The following is a 16,877-nucleotide window of genomic DNA, read 5'->3' on the forward strand; positions in this document are numbered from 1 at the left end:
AATGGAATTAAAACCTAAATACACACGTTTTCGAGCATATCAACTAGGTCAACCAGGCTCTTTATTCTCATATTACGACGGCACTGGATTTACTTTGATTGAAGCTTTTATTACTAAAGACTGCATTCCATCGTTAAAGGAAGAATTTAAAAAATGCAATTTAGGTAAAAAAGGTTATATTGATTGTTTGCACATTACTAGCTGGGACAGAGATCATTGTGAAAGAAAATCACTAGAGATAATTCTTAATCAACTTAAACCAAAGCGTGTTGAATGCCCAGGTTATAATCCTGATTCAGCAAAACAAAATCAAGTTGATTGCTTCAATTTGATTAAGGATTATTACAAAAAAAATTCACAGACCGAACCAAAGGTAAGAGTTTTCCCCTTTTTGGCTAATTTGATTTCAGCATTAGACTCGGCCAAAAAATGGAATTATTCTAATATCCTTTATAATAATCCAAAGAATAATATCCAACCAAATGACAATTCCTCTGTTAAACTTTTTAGAACAGGTTGCTTTTCGGTTTTAAGTTTGGGAGACATTGATTCCAAGGCTAATAAAGATTATCTTTTGAAGTTAAGGTCCATCAAAAATGAAGTTGATGTATTATTATTGGCTCATCATGGATCAAATAACGAGGTTAATACAAAAGAATTTTTTGAGATAATAAATCCCACCTTATGTGTTTGTTCATCAAATTATGACAATCAATTCGATCATCCTATTCAAAGTGTCAGAAACACTTTATTGGCATTAAATATTCCTTTAAAAACATCAAAGAATGGAGATGTTATTATCGAAACCACTGGAGATGATAAAAGTAATTTTAGCGTTCAAGACTTACAATCAAGCAATACTGTTCAACGAGGTTCAAAAATTAATTATAAAAGCAAAAGAGCTAAGCAACATGAAAAAGAAAAGAAAAAATCTGAAGAGGATTTAATTGAAGCCATTAGAAGAGCATTAGAAAGAGGAGACTTATGACCCACCAACAACTTAAACAACTAGAAGCCAACCTTTGGGATTCAGCCAATGCCTTACGGGCTTATGGCGGACTAAAAGCCGCAGATTATGCCGTACCTGTTTTAGGTCTGATCTTCCTAAAGTTTGCCGAAAATAAATACAGCCAACACGAACCGGAAATATTAGAAACCTATCAAAAAGAGAGAGGCACGAGAATGGAGCGTACCATTCAGCAAGTAGCCTTATCAAAATGTGGATTCTATCTTCCAGATAATGCTAGGTATGATTACTTATTACAATTAGCAGGTGACAAAAGAGCAGAGGCTTTACGAGATGCCATGAAGGGTATCGAGAAGTATCAAGACGCCAAGTTTCAAGATGTGTTGCCTACAGAAGCTTATTTTGATATTGAAAAGAAAAAGGACGATATCTTACCGCAACTGCTCAAGACCTTTTCCGATATACCAAAGGATGCCAGTAGTGATATATTTGGAAAAATCTACGAGTATTTCCTAGGGAAATTTGCCATGAGCGAAGGCCAAAAAGGTGGTGAGTTCTTTACACCAACTTCCGTGGTACGATTTATTGTTGAGGTGATTGAGCCTTACAAGGGTAAAATCTACGATCCAGCATGTGGTTCTGGTGGTATGTTTGTACAATCGGCTGACTTTATCGCGCATGAAGGACATGACCTCAATGATATCTATGTTTATGGACAAGAATTTATGGGCGAAACCGTTCGTTTGGCAAAAATGAACTTGCTCGTACACAATCTACGTGGTGAAATTAGTGAGGTGAACTCTTATGAAAGCGACCCTTATAAAAGTTATGGAAAGTTCGACTTTGTCATGGCTAATCCGCCATTTAATGTAAAATCTGTAAAGGAAAGTACCGTTAAAAATGATGAGCGTTTTTACAAATACGGTTTACCCAAAACCAAAGGTAAGAGCGATAAAATCTCGGATGCTAACTATTTATGGATTTCCCTCTTTGCTAATTCTTTAAATGAAAACGGACGTGCAGGATTTGTAATGGCTAACTCTGCGTCTGATGCCCGTCATGCTGAATATGACATCCGCAAAAAAATTGTAAACACTGGTATTGTAGATTGTATGGTAAGCATGCCTACCAATATGTTCTTAACCGTAACCTTACCTGCGACACTTTGGTTTTTTGATAAGCAAAAAGTGCATACAGACCGTAAAGATAAAATCTTGTTTTTAGATGCACGAAATGTATATCGCCAAATTGACCGCGCACATAGAGAATGGACTGCAGAGCAGCAACAAAATTTAGCAACTATTGTTCGCTTATATCGTGGTGAAACCGAATGCTATTTAGAATTAATAGCCTCTTACATTAAGGAAGCACAGGAAGCATGCGCCAATATTGCACCTAACCAAGAGACGCTAGAGCAGCAATTAGATGCTTTGGTGCAAAGCTTAAAGACCTACGTTAAGGAAACTATAGACGAAAAGCGCTCACCCGGAAAAAAGAAAGCTCTTGCAGAGGCAGATTTCTTTAATGCGTTGAAAGGCTTTAAACGTACCCAAGCGAATACAGAAGGTTTAGATGATGTTAGGGCTAATGGGCTCACTACAGAAGTAGCTTTAGATAATGAAAGCCAATTAAAAACTGGCAAGCAGTTAGAGCAACGGGTAGAGCTAACGAAACGCAAGACTGATGCTTTAAAACAAGATTGTAATACCATCCTCAATCTCAATAAAATAGCGGACAAAAGTTTAAAACTAAAAAGTGACAAAGTTTGGACTAACAACAACTTATCTAAAGGTGACAAACATTTAGAAGAAGCCTTACAAGTATACCTTGAAGCCGCAGAAAAAATGAAATATTGGTTTAGTAATGTCAATTGGTTACAAAGCCGTTTCCCAGATGCTAAATATGAAGATGTGACTGGTTTGTGTAAAATGGCTGATAAAACTGAGTATGTTGAGGAACAGGATTATTCCTTAAATTCTGGGCGTTATGTTGGTGTTGATATGAGCTCTGAGGATATCACAGAAACAGAATTTAGAAATAGTATTTACGAGCAGACTTCATTGTTAAAAACTTTAATTAAAGAATCAAATGAGACTGAAAATCAGATTTTTATTGCATTAGAGAAATTATTGAATTAACATGATGTCTGAAAGAATTCCTGTATCACTATTAATAGATAATAACCAACTTTATATAGGAGATGGATATAGAGCTAAAAATTCTGAATTAGATTTAGAAGGATTTCCTTTTGCCAGGGCTGGAAATTTGAATAATGGGTTTCAATTTGAAGACGCAGATTGTATCCCGTATGATGATGTAAAAAAGGTTGGAGTAAAAAAGAGTCGTGTTGGTGATGTCGCTTTTACCTCAAAAGGTACGATAGGTCGTTTCGGTTTTGTGAAATCGAATACTCAAAAATTTGTTTATTCACCTCAGATATGTTTTTGGAGATCTCTTGATCAAAATATTCTTGATTCTACATATCTATATTACTGGATGAATAGTTACTTGTTTTTAAACCAGGTTGCTATGGTTTCTGGACAGACAGATATGGCTTTATATGTAAATCTTAGGGATCAACGCAAAATGTCAATTGATCTACCCGACCTTTCAACCCAAAATAAAATAGCATCAATCCTATCAACCTACGATGATTTAATAGAAAACAACAACCAACGCATCAAGTTATTAGAAGGCATGGCCGAGGAAATCTACAAAGAGTGGTTTGTGCGGTTTCGTTTTCCAGGCTATATAAAAACAACATTCTTCGATAAAGATGGCAGTAAAGTACCTCATGGCACGAAAGACGCTGTACCTGAAGGTTGGGATAAGAAATCAATAAAAGAGATTGTCGATAACATTAAGGAAAAATATAATGAAAAGGAACATTCTAATCTAGGGATATTTGACCTATCAAGAATGCCAAGAAAAAGTCTCTCAATTCCAGAATTTGGAGCTTCAGATGAATTAGAATCGTCCAGAATTATATTTGAAGAAAATGACATCTTATTTGGATCAATTAGGTCCTATTTTCATAAAGTAAGCTCAGCTAACAAAAAGGGAATTACAAATGTCTCTGTTTTAGTTTTTAGAGTAAAAAAAGAGATTTACAGGAGTTATGCACTTTTTACTTTTTTTAATACTCATTTTATAAAGTGGTCTATTAATTTTAGTAATGGGACTAAAATGCCTACTATTTCTTGGAATGAAGTTCAAAATTATTCAATAAATAAACCACCAGAAGACTTATTAGAATCATTTGAAGAAAAGGTTTTTCCAATGGTTAAGGAAATACACTTACTATCTGATAAGAATCAAGTTCTTCAAGACACAAGAGATTTATTATTGCCACCCTTAATTAGCGGTAAGTTATCTGTAGAAGAAATAGACAATCTTAATATGGCAACAGAGCACAAGCAAAATACTAATCAATAACTATGGCCAACTACGATATAAACGACCCAACAGATATCGCAATAATGGAGGACTACTTCAATGATTATTCATTTGAAGATTGGTCTTCGTTTTTAGATTTTGTATATTCAAAAGAACATAAATCTAGTTTTAAACCTAGTCATAGAAGTCTACTGTCTACGGCAAAAAGAAAAGTAGGTAGAGGAAAAATACTAAGCGCTAAACAACTGTCTATAATATTATGGGTTGTAGAAAGAATTGAAGAGTTAAAGTCTGATGATAAAAAGGATGATAAAGCTTCAGAATTGCTACATTCCAATAATTACAAAATACCCTTAAAGCATATTACACTTCGTGTAGCATGGCACGATAATAAGTGGAATGGCGCTATTTGTAAAGACCCGGAAAATAATACCTATTGTAACGGTTTTCATTCGCTATTGTCAGAACGTATAAGAAGACGTAAAGATGAAAGTTTAGAACAAGAAATTCTGAATAAAGGCAAGGCATTAAAAGACATTGATTACTTACCACCATGTTTCTGGTCCATTAACCTATTTGGCAATGATCCTATAAAAGCGAAACATGATAACCCTGCAGCACCTAAACTTGTTAAAATTGAAGAAAATCTACCGGCAAGGTCCATGTATAGCTGGCCTTTTGCCGTATCGTTTACCAGAACCAAAAAGGAACAGTCAGAAAGTGGAGCCTATCCTAAAAACCTAGAGGAAACACGTATTCCCAGATTCAATGCTAAAGTTTACGAAGGTAAGAGTATTGCTTTTATGTATGCCAAGTTCAGTAACCCGATAACTGAAGAAGAACAGCAATATCTAGTTGTAGGAGCAGGGATTGTAGATAGAAAACAAAAAGTATCTGATATTCCCCACTTTGGTCCTGAAGAAGAAATAGAAAAAATTAAGAGCAGACCACAGAGCAATTATAAGTATAAGAATTTCCCAAGTATGAATTGGGCGATGCAATTTAGTTTTGAGAAGTATTCAACGGTTCGCATGCCCTATCATGAATATCTCGATGAAGCCGAAAAACTGGATGACGAGGCAAAAGATGGATTTTTAGACAATATTAAAGTCGCAATATCAGAGCCAGAATTAGAATGGTGTTTTAAATATGTAGCCATGGATATTGGGGATGATGAAACCATTTATGTCCTTACCAAAATGCGAAAAGCATTAATGACCTGTAGAGATGATGGTGTTGTATCACGTGAAGACATGCAAGAGTGTATTGATAAAGTTGAAGAACTTTTGCAACTAGCTTGGGCAGCTCGCTCATATTTTCCTGGGTTTACTGCTATTAGTCGCGTATTGTTAAATCAAACCAACGAACCTAAATTTCCGTTGGAGGAATTTTATGAAGATTATAAATTAGAAGAGGATACAAGTGAGGATAAATTGTTGTCTATTCTAAAAAACCCTTCTACTCATAGTATTTCAAAAAAGCATAGTAGGCAAATTAATGAATTAAAGGACCGATTAGAGCAACGCAATTTTACATTAAAGCAATTTTTAGCATTGAGTATGCTTAATTTAAAGCCTTTTCAATTTGAACGCGTATTAAAAGGTAAATTGAAATTACCTGATACTTGGTTCAGAGAATTTGATGATGTAAAACGATCACATAAAGTTACCGAAATCATAGAAAATCCATATTTGCTCTATGAAGATTATGACTACTGGTCAGAGTCTCACGACGATGTTTATGGCGAAGAGTTAGATGCACCAATTGATTTATTTAAAATAGATATAGCGTATTTCCCAGACACACGTGTTGTGCCCAGAACAAACTTACAACGCAACATGAAGTTTGTGGATAAACGTAGAATACGTGCATTGATATTAAGATATTTAAAAACGCTACAAAACACGGGTGATTGCTTCACGACAGCAGAGAACCTTCAAAAGGTCATTACAAACTATCCGTTGTATTACGAGATAGGTGAAGACTTTGTAGTGCCAGAGAATTTCTTTTATCCTCTGTTTCCAGATTATGCCAATCACTTTCAGGAGGAACCTAAAAAGCTGGTTTTAGTTGAAGCTAATGATACCATGTATTATTACTTATCAGAAGTATACGATGCAGAAAAATATATTGAAAAGAGTGTATCTGAGTTATTAAATGCTTCAACGAATTCAGAACGGTTTCCAAATCTAGAGGAATACATTGAGGACTCAAAAGTAAAGCTAAAAAGAAAAATAGGAGATGATTTTAATGCAGAGGTATTTGCTGAAGAACGACATGATTTATTCAAGAATATCTTTGAGAATAAGTTATTCGTTGTTGCTGGTAGTGCAGGAAGTGGTAAATCTTATGAAGTTCTAAAAATCATCAAATATTTAGAAGAGCAAGAAAATCAAAAGTACCTCTTGTTAGCACCAACAGGTAAAGCAGCTTTGCGCTTAAGTTCAGATAAGGATTTTAATAATATAGAAGCATTTACTATCGATAAGTTTATTAATGATGTTCATAATAGAAAAATAAAACCTCAGGCAATAAGGGAGTTTAAAAATGTCATTGTAGATGAATCTTCAATGGTAGATTTATTGAAATTTGAAAAACTATTAAGGATATTCAACTTTAACGAACCATATTTTAAACGTTTCATATTAATTGGAGATCCAAATCAGTTGCCGGCTATTGGTTACGGTAGAGTTTTAGCTGATTTAATAAGCTATTTAAGCACAAATAATAAGTACCACAATAACTTTATACAATTAGAAACCAACTGTCGTTCTGAACTTGTAGAAAATGATGTTCTTAGATTAGCTGAAGCTTTTAAGGTTAATGTCAAAGACGATATTGATAAGGATTTAAAGCTTAAATTTCAAAATAGGAAAACTGAAATATCTAACGGATTTAGAGCACAATATTGGTCAAATAAAGAAGAATTATACGAGCAAATTAAACAAGAGTTTAAGCTGCTTACAAAAGATTTTGATGGAGACTTAAATGGAAAGTTGAATCAAGTTTTGGGGCTGTCTAAAGATGGTGATATTTTAGATAATCGAATTGATATAGAGAATTTTCAAATTCTTTCACCATATCATTCACAATATTCAGGAGCAAGCAAGATTAATGATTATATACAATCAGATTTTAAAAAGAACTTGGATTTTGAGCTAAGAAAAAATGTCTATAAAGAATCAGACAAGTTATTACGAACCAAAAATTATTATGAGAAAAAAAAATTAGTGCTCTCTAACGGTACGCTTGGTTTTATAAAAAAGGAAAAACAAGAGAAGTTTTTCTATGATGCACATGAAGGTTTAGTAGATAAGGCATTTTATGACATTCGAGGATTTGAACAAGAATTTTTTGAATTGGCTTATGCAATTACTATACATAAATCGCAAGGGAGCGGTTTTAATCATTTGTTTTTAGTATTACCAGCACGCTATGGTTTATTATCTAAAGAGTTAATCTATACAGCTCTTACAAGAACTAAAAAGTCTATCACACTTTTTATTCAAAGTGAAGAAAATGAAAAGAAGAGCGTGTTTGATAGAGCATTAGAACGGTCTTTTTCAGCCTCTCGTAAGACAAGTTTGTTATTAGACAAACCTTATAAGTTTTACGATTTAGAACCAGAACCAGGAATTTATGTGGAATCACGTATAGAGTTGTTGATCTATCATGTTTTAATGAAAAAACGCGATGAACTGGGTATTGATAACTTCAATTTTGCTTATGAAGAAAAACCGATAAAAAATGGAAATGAAGTTAATATTAAGACTGATTTTACGATTTATACTAACAATAAGGTTTGGTATTGGGAGCATTTAGGGCTATTAAATCAAAGAAAATATGCTTGGACTTGGAAAGAACTAAAAACAAAAAGATATCAGGAAGCTGGAATTTGGGATTATATCATTACCACGGATGAAAGAAACGGCATTAGTCCTATTAAAATAGAAGAGTTAATAGAATTAATAATAAAAGATGAGGTGGGCACTGAAGATAAGTACAATCAGTATTCTAAACATCATTATTATTTAAGATAATATGGCATTTTTAAACGAATCACATATAGAAGAAGCTGATATTCAATTTTTTGATATGATTTTAGGCTACCAGCATATTAGTGCTTGGGAGAAAAAATTAATTGGAAGGGAAACGTTAAAAGGTGTCGTACTAAAAGATCGCTTACAATCTAAATTGGTAGAGTTAAATAAAGATCTACCGCAAAGTTGTATCAGGGAAGCCGTAGATGAATTATGTAAAAGTCGAGCAACCTTAACACCAACCATGGCCAATAAGGAGATTTATAACCTTATAAGAAATGGTGTGCCAGTAGCTTACTTAAATTCTCTAGGACGAGAAGAAAATGATTACATCAATGTAATTGATTTTGAAAATGAAGCCAATAATGATTTTTTGGTGGTGTCTCAGTTGAGTATTGAATATTTACAAACCGAAAATATTACCAGAAGACCGGATTTAATTTTATATGTCAATGGTTTGCCTTTGGTGATGATTGAGCTTAAAAATGCAACAGAGAAAGTTAAATCTGGTTATGATACGAACTTAAGGCGTTACAAAAGAGATATCCCGCAATTGTTCTGGTATAATTGTTTTGTATGTATTTCAAATGGTATTCAAACAAGAGTTGGTGCATTTAATGCACCTTGGGAACATTTCTTTTCGTGGGTAAAATTAGAGGATACAGCAATTTCAAATGATCAGAAATCGAGATTAGAAGTAGAAGCAGAAAGTGCCTTAACGAATAAGCGATTAAGTTTGAAACTATTTGGTGAAGGGTTGTGCCACAAAGAAAAATTGCTTGATTATTTTGAAAACTTTGTACTATATCACAAGAACAAAGTAAAAATTATAGCAAAGAACCATCAATATTTAGGTGTTAATAATGCCATTGAATCACTAAAATATAAAGAAGGTAAAAAAGGGAAGTTAGGTGTCTTTTGGCACACGCAAGGATCTGGAAAATCATATTCGATGATTTTCTTCTCAGAAAAAATAAATAGAAAAATAGATGGCAATTGGTCTTTCCTAATAGTGACTGATAGGACAGATTTAGACGATCAGATTTATCGTAATTTTCAAGAGACACAGGTTATTATTGAAACCAAAGACCAGAAAGCAAATTACTATAGGCCAAGTAGCCGTAACAGTCTAAGAGATTATTTACAGTCAAACCGCTCGTTTGTATTTGCTCTTATACATAAATTCGGTATTGAAAAAGGAAAAACCTATCCACAATTAACAGATCGTGATAATTGGATTGTAATTGTAGATGAGGCCCATAGGACGCAATACAAGGGTTTTGGTGAAAATATGCGTATTGCTCTACCAAATGCACAATATATCGCATTTACAGGCACTCCACTTTTACGAAGTGAATTAACAAAAGATTGGTTTGGGTCCTATGTGTCTGAGTATAATTTTGCTCAAAGTATAGAGGATGGTGCTACAGTACCTTTGTACTATAAAAAAAGTGTTCCTAGAGTTGAACAAGTCAATGAAGAATTGGTTGGCGATGCTGCAGCGATTTTAGAGAATGAGAATCTGACAGAAGAACAAAAGCAAAAACTAGATAAAGAATACTCAACACTTCTTCAGGTTGTAAGACGCGAGGATCGTCTACAAGAAATAGCTAAGCATATTGTACAGCATTATCCATATCGCTTAAATGTTAAAAACGATGACAATGAGCGTAAGCCGATGAAGGCTATGGTGGTCTGCATTGATAAGTTCACGGCAGTTAGAATGTTTGAACTGGTCCAGCATGCTCAAAAAGAAGAAATAAAAGATTTAAGAAAGAAAATTGCCAGAGAGAAAGACCTAGAAATAAAAACTCGCTATAAGGAGGCAATTGCCTTTATGGAAGAAACGCGGATGTCTGCGGTTATAAGTCAGGAAGGCTCTGATAAGGAAGAAAAGGAAAATTTTGAAAAAGGAGGGTTAAATATTACGCCACACAGAAAATTGATGGATTATCCAGATGAAGATGGTCGCAATATTGAGGACTATTTTAAAGACCCAAACAATACCTATAGAATCGTGTTTGTTACAGCAATGTGGTTAACTGGTTTCGACGCACCAAGTGTGTCTACATTGTATTTAGATAAGCCACTTCAAAACCATACGTTGATGCAGGCTATTGCCAGAGCCAATCGAGTGATTGAGGGGAAGAAAAATGGATTGGTAGTCGATTATTTTGGGGTTTTTAGAAATCTAAAAAGAGCATTAGCAGATTATGCTGAAGGTTCTAAAGGAAAGGATAAGGCTGAGGGTGATGAGGAGTTTCCTGTTAAGGAGTTTGAAGAACTTTTAGAACTTCTGGAGCAATCTATAGCCGAAGCAAAAAGCTATTGTAAAGAATTAGGAGTTGATTTAGATGCTATTCTGAATCTTGGTGAGAGAGGGTTTAAAGAAATTGAGTTATTTGAAGAATATGCCAATATAATTCTTGCAAAAGATGAGTATAAAAAACAATTAGGATTATACGTTAATACTATCGTAAGTCTATATGATTCGGCCAAACCTGAAATATATGGTTATCCTAAAATTAAAAGGGATCGAGATGTTTTTGAATACTTAAGAAAAGTTGTAGACAGACATGTAGATCAGGATGAAGCTATTGAAAGAGCCAAAAAACAACTAGACGAATTGTTAGACACTAGTGTTGTTGGTAAAGGAGACTTAAAGGATCAAACCTATGAGTATATAATTGATAATTCTAAGCAGATTGATTTAAGTAAATTAGATTTTAATAAATTAAGAGCCGAGTTTCCAGAGAAGAAACATAAAAATATTCAGTTTGCCGATTTAAGGGAATTGATGGAAGTCAAACTGAAGCAAATGTTAGCTCAAAACAAAACTAGAGGGACTTTTTTAGAACGTTTTGAACGTATTATAGAAGACTATAATTCTGGAAGTTTGTCAATTGAAGAGGCTTATGAAGAATTAGTGAAGCAGGCAGAAGATCTATCGGAAGAGCAGGAGAGAGCAGCTAAGTATGGAATGACAGAAGCCCAACAAGAACTATTTGATTTACTTAAGAAAGAGAAGTTAACCAAGGAAGAGGAGAAAAACGTGAAGCTCGCAGCAACTGATTTGTTAAGGATTTTGTTCGACGCAGAGAATAAAATTTTAATTCAAGAATGGCACAAAGAAAAAGCCACCCAAGAAATGGTCAGGCAAGAAATTAAAAAAATATTAAACGAAGACTTACCTCAATCCTATAATCGAGAAATTTTTGCAGAAAAAACTGAAATAATTTTTCAACATTTTTATGAATTAGCAGAACGCGGGCTCGGGTTTGCTGCTTAATTTACGGAACGTTGATTCAAGAAAAAATTCAAATTATTTGTAGGTAATTTAAATAACTCTCAAAATATTAATTATCTATAAAACACTTTTCTAATATGAATAAAAAGATCCTGTATGTAGACATGGACAATGTGCTGGTAGATTTCCCAGCTGGAATTGCTCAACTCGATGATAAAACCCTTAAAAAATACCATGGTAATTATGATGAGGTACCCGGTATTTTTAATCTAATGCCACCTATTCAGCAGGCCATATAAAGCTATGCCCATCTCAGCGAATGGTTCGGCCTATATCCTCTCTACTGCCCCTTGAGTAAACCAAAGCGCCTGGAGCGATAAACTCAAATGGGTTAAGGAATACCTGGGCGACCCTGCTTACAAACGGCTTATCCTGTCGCATAACAAACACCTGAATTGGGGCGATTTCCTCATTGATGACTGTCCTAACAATGGCACTGAAAACTTCCGAGGAGAATGGATTCATTTTGGCGAAGAACTTTTCCCAGATTGGCAGGCAATGATGGATTATCTGGTAGATAAAAAATAGTGAATTTGTTAATGGTTACGTATTTGAGGGAGAATCATCAACTAAAAGGATAGGAATACTGAATACAAAAATTAACAACGTACATGACTTAGTCTTAGAGTGTGATGAGGTTCTTAAATGGAATGAACTAAAGTTTGAAAAAACTTAAGAATATTGCTCATTTACCAGCTCTTCTTTCCCAACTTTCAAAAAAATCATCTGGTATAGGATTATTTCTGCACTCTTCAACTGTATAAATTTTTTCTCCTTCATCTGTTTCGCCATCATAGGCTATCACATATCTGATTATAAATTCTCTTGTTTCCGGATGATGAAAACTGTAAGCCTTTCCTGTAGGGTAGCAAAATTTGCATTCTGAGTCTTGTACATTTAGATTAGTGACACCTTTATTCTTAATTTCTTTAAACAACCTATCCATCCTTTGGATTAACTCTCTTTTATATTGATGGGAATAATATGCTTCTTCATCCATTTCTTCAAGGATGTTGCTGTCCAGCTTACAGAATGATTGAATAACTATGGTTTCAAGTTGCTGAAGTGTCATTTACATTGTTTTAGTTATTACCAAATTATTTCAAATTGTATTGTATATAGTGTAATGTAATTTTAGGGGGAATTACACGAAAAAATCACTATTCCTTGGGGCTATATTTTATTCATTACTTCATCAATAACCCCGTCATTAAGGAAGGGTTTTAAAATTTGAGTATATATTCCAATGTTAGTGCTTAAAAGATGCCAATCCCATTTGTCTGCATATTTATCAATTAATTCAATGGACCAAGGAAGCGTTTTTTTATTGCTTAAAGCATACCAATTCCATTTGTCTGTATTTTTATCAATTAATTGATTAGACCAAGGAAGCGCTTCGTTGGAACTTAGAACATACCAATCCCATTTGTCTGCATATTTATCTATCAATTCAATAGACCAAGGAAGGGTTATGTTCCTGCTTAAAGATTCAAAATTCCATTTGTCCACATATTTATCAATCAATTCAGTAGACCAAGGAAGCCCTTTGTTATGGCCTAAATTATACCAAGCCCATTTGTCTGCATATTTATCAATTAATTCAATGGACCAAGGAAGGGTAATGCTCCCGCTTAACCATCTCCATTCCCATTTGTTTTCATATTTATCAATAAATTCAGTAGACCAAGGAAGCCTTTCGTTTTGGCTTAAAGCATGCCAATTCCATTTGTCTGCATATTTATCTATCAATTCAATAGACCAAGGAAGGGTTATGTTCTCGCTTAAACTGACCCATTCCCATTTGTTTTCATATTTATCAATTAATTCAGTAGACCAAGGAAGCCCTTTGTTATGGCTTAGATGCCCAAATGACAAATAGTCTTCATATTTTTTAAGTAATTCTAAAGACCAAGGAACGATATTGTTCATGCTTAAAGCATACCAATTCCATTTGTCTATATATTTATCAATAAATTCAATAGACCAAGGAAGGGTTTTGCTCATGCTTAAAGTGTTCCAAGCCCATTTGTCTCTATATTTATCAATTAATTCAGTAGACCAAGGAAGGGTTTTGTTCATGCTTAACCATTTCCAATCCAATTTGTCAGAGTGCTTTTCAATAGAATAGGCTGATAGTGAATGACAATAAGCCAACATCCTGCTGGTGAAATCTAAGTTGTTAATCAAAAATCTAATTACTTCCTGCTCTCTACTTATTGCTATCAGCTTCGATGTAATGGCTATTTGATTATTTACAAGTTGAAGTGACGACGATATTTTTTGAAGCTGTTTGGACATCTACAATAGTTATTATCTTAACATTAAGAACTGGTTTCTAATTGCCTAAGCTGTTTTTCCAGGGCTTCTTTTGTCTTTTCAAAATAAATATCCCAATTTTCAATCTCTTGTATAGTGACATAAGTTGGGGTAGCTTTTATAGCCCTAATTTCTTTTTCCAGTTCTTTCATAATTAGCCGCAACCGTTGTGCTTCGGCTTTTAATTTATTCTTTTCAGCGTATTTTTCTGATCTGGATATAAAGGGTTTCTTGTTTTCTAACATATTTAAGATTTCGTTTACCCTGTCAAGATCATTTTGAGCATATGCTTCTTGTAATTCAATAAAAATACTCTGGGCATGTTCTTTTAACTCTTCGGCAACTCTATCAGGGTGACACATCAATGATGCCTTCCTGAATTTTTTTTTCAACTGATTCTCCTGATCATGTGTTAAATCAAATAATATTTTATTCTTGGTTTCTTCAAACTGTTTATGATACTCTTCGTAATCGCGCTTGGCTTCTTCAAATTCTTTATTTTTTTGTTCACTTTCATTTTTTTTGGCAGCGGTGAGATCTTTTCTGATTTTCAATATTTTTTTTACTAAATCCCCCAATATTTTATTATGCAATACTCCGAAATCAAGGATAAGTTTTTCAACTTCTGATTTTTCAATACTTAATGCCGAAAGTTCCATCTCTAAAGCCTTAATTTCAAGTCGTAATGCAAAGATTTCTGGATCATCAAACAAAATAATTTGTTGATATTGGTTGGCAAATCTGTCTATTGATTGAATAGCAGAAGAGTATTCTTTATTGTCCAAATTAAGAAGTATATTGGCTATGTCCCCATTAGTGCCAAAGGGTCGAAGTTTATTTAATTGAATAGTTACATCTTCAAAATCCTCTAACATTATAAAGTTTTTGATTACACCAAGACGTTTTAGCAATTTGCTAATATCCAAAATGACTTTATCGCTTGCTGCTGCACTTGCGCCACAATATTCTTTAGTTATTTTACCAAATTGACTAATGAATTGAATCGCCAAACTTTCATTGTCTTTTGTAACGGTTATATTTTCTTTGTTTGATTGCGCCCTAAAACTCCAATTATATGAACCTGTAATAACTGTATGCCTATCAATTACACAAAACTTATGATGCATTAACTGATCACCCTCTTCATAGGGATAAGCAAATACACTAGCATTATCCATAGAATTTAACTGACCAAAATTCAATTTTCCTTTATTGATGTCATCATCAAGATAGAGCAGATTTACTTTTACATTCAATGCTTTTTCTATAAGGCAATTAAGTAACTCTTGATCTGTAAACCACGCTACAGCAACAAATATTGATTCATTAGCCCTTCGGAGTTCATGAGTGATGATTTCTTTTATATTTTCAAAATGGGCTTCTACTTGCATTAATTAAATTAAGGTAAAATAAAATTTAAGCTCACGTGTCTTCAAATTCATCATTATCAATGATAAAAAAGACTAAGGATTTTAAATATGAATATTATGAATAATTTATATTAATCTATACTAATTGCCAGATAGGACTCTCTATGAGTTTAAAATATACTCTAAAGATAGCCAATGGATGCCATTTAGCTCAGAGGTAAGTACCGGGATATTTATGAGGGGGGCTTAGATTCTCAAAATTTTAGACAAAAACTTTTAGCTATTCTAGAATTAAACTATAAAAATTTGAGCGTTAACAAGGTCCGGCCATACAAATATCGTACATTTTTTAAACGAAAAATCCGTAAACATCTTTTTAACAATGTGTTACGGATTCTTTAAGTGGTCCCACCTGGGCTCGAACCAGGGACCCCCTGATTATGAGTCAGGTGCTCTAACCAACTGAGCTATAGGACCGGTTAATACCAAATTTTGGACTGCAATATTACTACTTATTTTCCTTTACTGCAACTTCTTTCGAGGAAGAAAAGTGACTGTACACCCTCCCTGCTGCCTTTGGAGGGCTGGTTTACTTCACAAAGAATGATACAATGAAGAAGCAACGAAAAGATCAATTAGTATTTAAAAGAAAAAGGGGCGATTGTAGGCATAATAAAGTCAATCAGCCACCATATGACTAGAGTTTGATTTCATTATCTATCATTCCAATAAGTTTTCTGGCATGAAGGGTGAGTTCCTTGGTTTCAGTATTTGTAATTTGTAAATGTGAGGCTCTCATTCGTAAATGGTTCAAAAACTCCCTGTCTTTTAGTAAGCCCTCACGGTCACTTTTCAGTGGAATATCTGAATATTCTTCTTCCCTTATTCCTGTGCCGAAGAATGATGTAGAAAAGTTCTGGTCAATGACATCCTGGATGAGAATGTATTTAGCCACTACAGGGTAATAATTATTTTGAAACAATGTCATGGCATACGTTTCTTCTTCAATCATGTCATTAATTGATCCCGGCCAGGAGATCAGGAAATTCCTGATAGAATCATTCTGGATAAGGCTGATCTTACCTGAAGAAAATAATTGATCAATTGTGCCTAGTATGTTATTGAAAGTAGGCCGGTAAAAGGTTACCCCTATCAGACTATCTAACTCTTTATTTTTAAAATCCATAGAGTTGGTTAATTTAAAAATGCTTTTAGTGGAAGAAAGCATCTTTTCTCTTATTTGATTTAAATGATCAAATTCCGCGATTGTATTTTCTATATCATTCTTGACACTATTTAAAATCTCGATTTCCTCCTTTCGTTCCAATCGTTTGTAGTTCCAATTGTTAATACTCAACGCTATCAATATCCCAATCACTACCAAAAGTATCTCTCCAATGGCATACCTCATGTATTTTAAAGGCTTGTTATCATCAGCAAGTTGTTTGCGGATCTTACGGAAGAAGTTAATCATGGAAAGG

11 protein-coding genes and 1 tRNA gene are annotated in these 16,877 nt (G+C 33.9%); 7 read left to right on the forward strand and 5 right to left on the reverse strand.

Annotated features, from left to right (window positions below):
- Window position 1 precedes the first annotated feature (1 nt).
- The 7 genes from ABJH90_RS15455 to ABJH90_RS15485 all read left to right on the forward strand — a co-directional run bounded on the left by ABJH90_RS15455 (window position 2) and on the right by ABJH90_RS15485 (window position 12,238).
- Entirely contained in the window at window positions 2-988 is a 987-nt protein-coding gene (locus ABJH90_RS15455) for a hypothetical protein (RefSeq protein WP_348140940.1), read from the forward strand.
- The gene (locus ABJH90_RS15460; RefSeq protein ID WP_348140942.1) at window positions 985-3,105 is read left to right on the forward strand and encodes a class I SAM-dependent DNA methyltransferase; all 2,121 of its coding nucleotides are present in this window, start codon (window positions 985-987) and stop codon (window positions 3,103-3,105) included. The genes ABJH90_RS15455 and ABJH90_RS15460 overlap by 4 nt, the downstream gene beginning before the upstream one ends.
- 4 nt (window positions 3,106-3,109) lie before the next feature.
- Window positions 3,110-4,402, forward strand: coding sequence for a restriction endonuclease subunit S (locus ABJH90_RS15465; protein ID WP_348140944.1), 1,293 nt, complete (start codon window positions 3,110-3,112; stop codon window positions 4,400-4,402).
- Window positions 4,403-4,404: 2 nt separating this feature from the next.
- Window positions 4,405-8,403 (forward strand): AAA family ATPase, encoded by a 3,999-nt coding sequence (locus tag ABJH90_RS15470; RefSeq protein WP_348140946.1) that lies wholly within the window; start codon window positions 4,405-4,407, stop codon window positions 8,401-8,403.
- Window position 8,404: 1 nt separating this feature from the next.
- A complete protein-coding gene (locus ABJH90_RS15475; protein WP_348140948.1) occupies window positions 8,405-11,692 on the forward strand; it encodes a type I restriction endonuclease subunit R in 3,288 nt (1,095 codons plus the stop codon).
- A 95-nt stretch (window positions 11,693-11,787) separates the two neighbouring features.
- Window positions 11,788-11,949 (forward strand): hypothetical protein, encoded by a 162-nt coding sequence (locus tag ABJH90_RS15480; RefSeq protein WP_348140950.1) that lies wholly within the window; start codon window positions 11,788-11,790, stop codon window positions 11,947-11,949.
- Window positions 11,950-12,052: 103 nt separating this feature from the next.
- Window positions 12,053-12,238, forward strand: a complete 186-nt coding sequence (locus ABJH90_RS15485; protein ID WP_348141002.1) for a hypothetical protein — start codon at window positions 12,053-12,055, stop codon at window positions 12,236-12,238.
- Window positions 12,239-12,395: 157 nt separating this feature from the next.
- On the opposite strand, the gene ABJH90_RS15490 is transcribed toward ABJH90_RS15485, so the two are convergent.
- From ABJH90_RS15490 to ABJH90_RS15510, 5 genes are all read right to left on the reverse strand, one after another.
- A complete protein-coding gene (locus ABJH90_RS15490; RefSeq protein WP_348140952.1) occupies window positions 12,396-12,782 on the reverse strand; it encodes a hypothetical protein in 387 nt (128 codons plus the stop codon).
- 101 nt (window positions 12,783-12,883) lie between these two features.
- Window positions 12,884-14,008, reverse strand: a complete 1,125-nt coding sequence (locus tag ABJH90_RS15495) for a hypothetical protein (RefSeq protein ID WP_348338116.1) — start codon at window positions 14,006-14,008, stop codon at window positions 12,884-12,886.
- Window positions 14,009-14,031: 23 nt separating this feature from the next.
- Window positions 14,032-15,417, reverse strand: coding sequence for a phospholipase D-like domain-containing protein (locus ABJH90_RS15500; RefSeq protein ID WP_348140956.1), 1,386 nt, complete (start codon window positions 15,415-15,417; stop codon window positions 14,032-14,034).
- 382 nt (window positions 15,418-15,799) lie between these two features.
- Window positions 15,800-15,873 (reverse strand) — tRNA-Ile (locus ABJH90_RS15505).
- A 220-nt stretch (window positions 15,874-16,093) separates the two neighbouring features.
- On the reverse strand, window positions 16,094-16,870 hold the full coding sequence (locus ABJH90_RS15510; protein ID WP_348140958.1) for a DUF6090 family protein: 777 nt from the start codon (window positions 16,868-16,870) through the stop codon (window positions 16,094-16,096).
- Between the last annotated feature and the right edge of the window lie 7 nt (window positions 16,871-16,877).

The organism is Eudoraea sp. (assembly GCF_039969275.1).
In the GTDB taxonomy this organism is placed as follows: domain Bacteria; phylum Bacteroidota; class Bacteroidia; order Flavobacteriales; family Flavobacteriaceae; genus Eudoraea.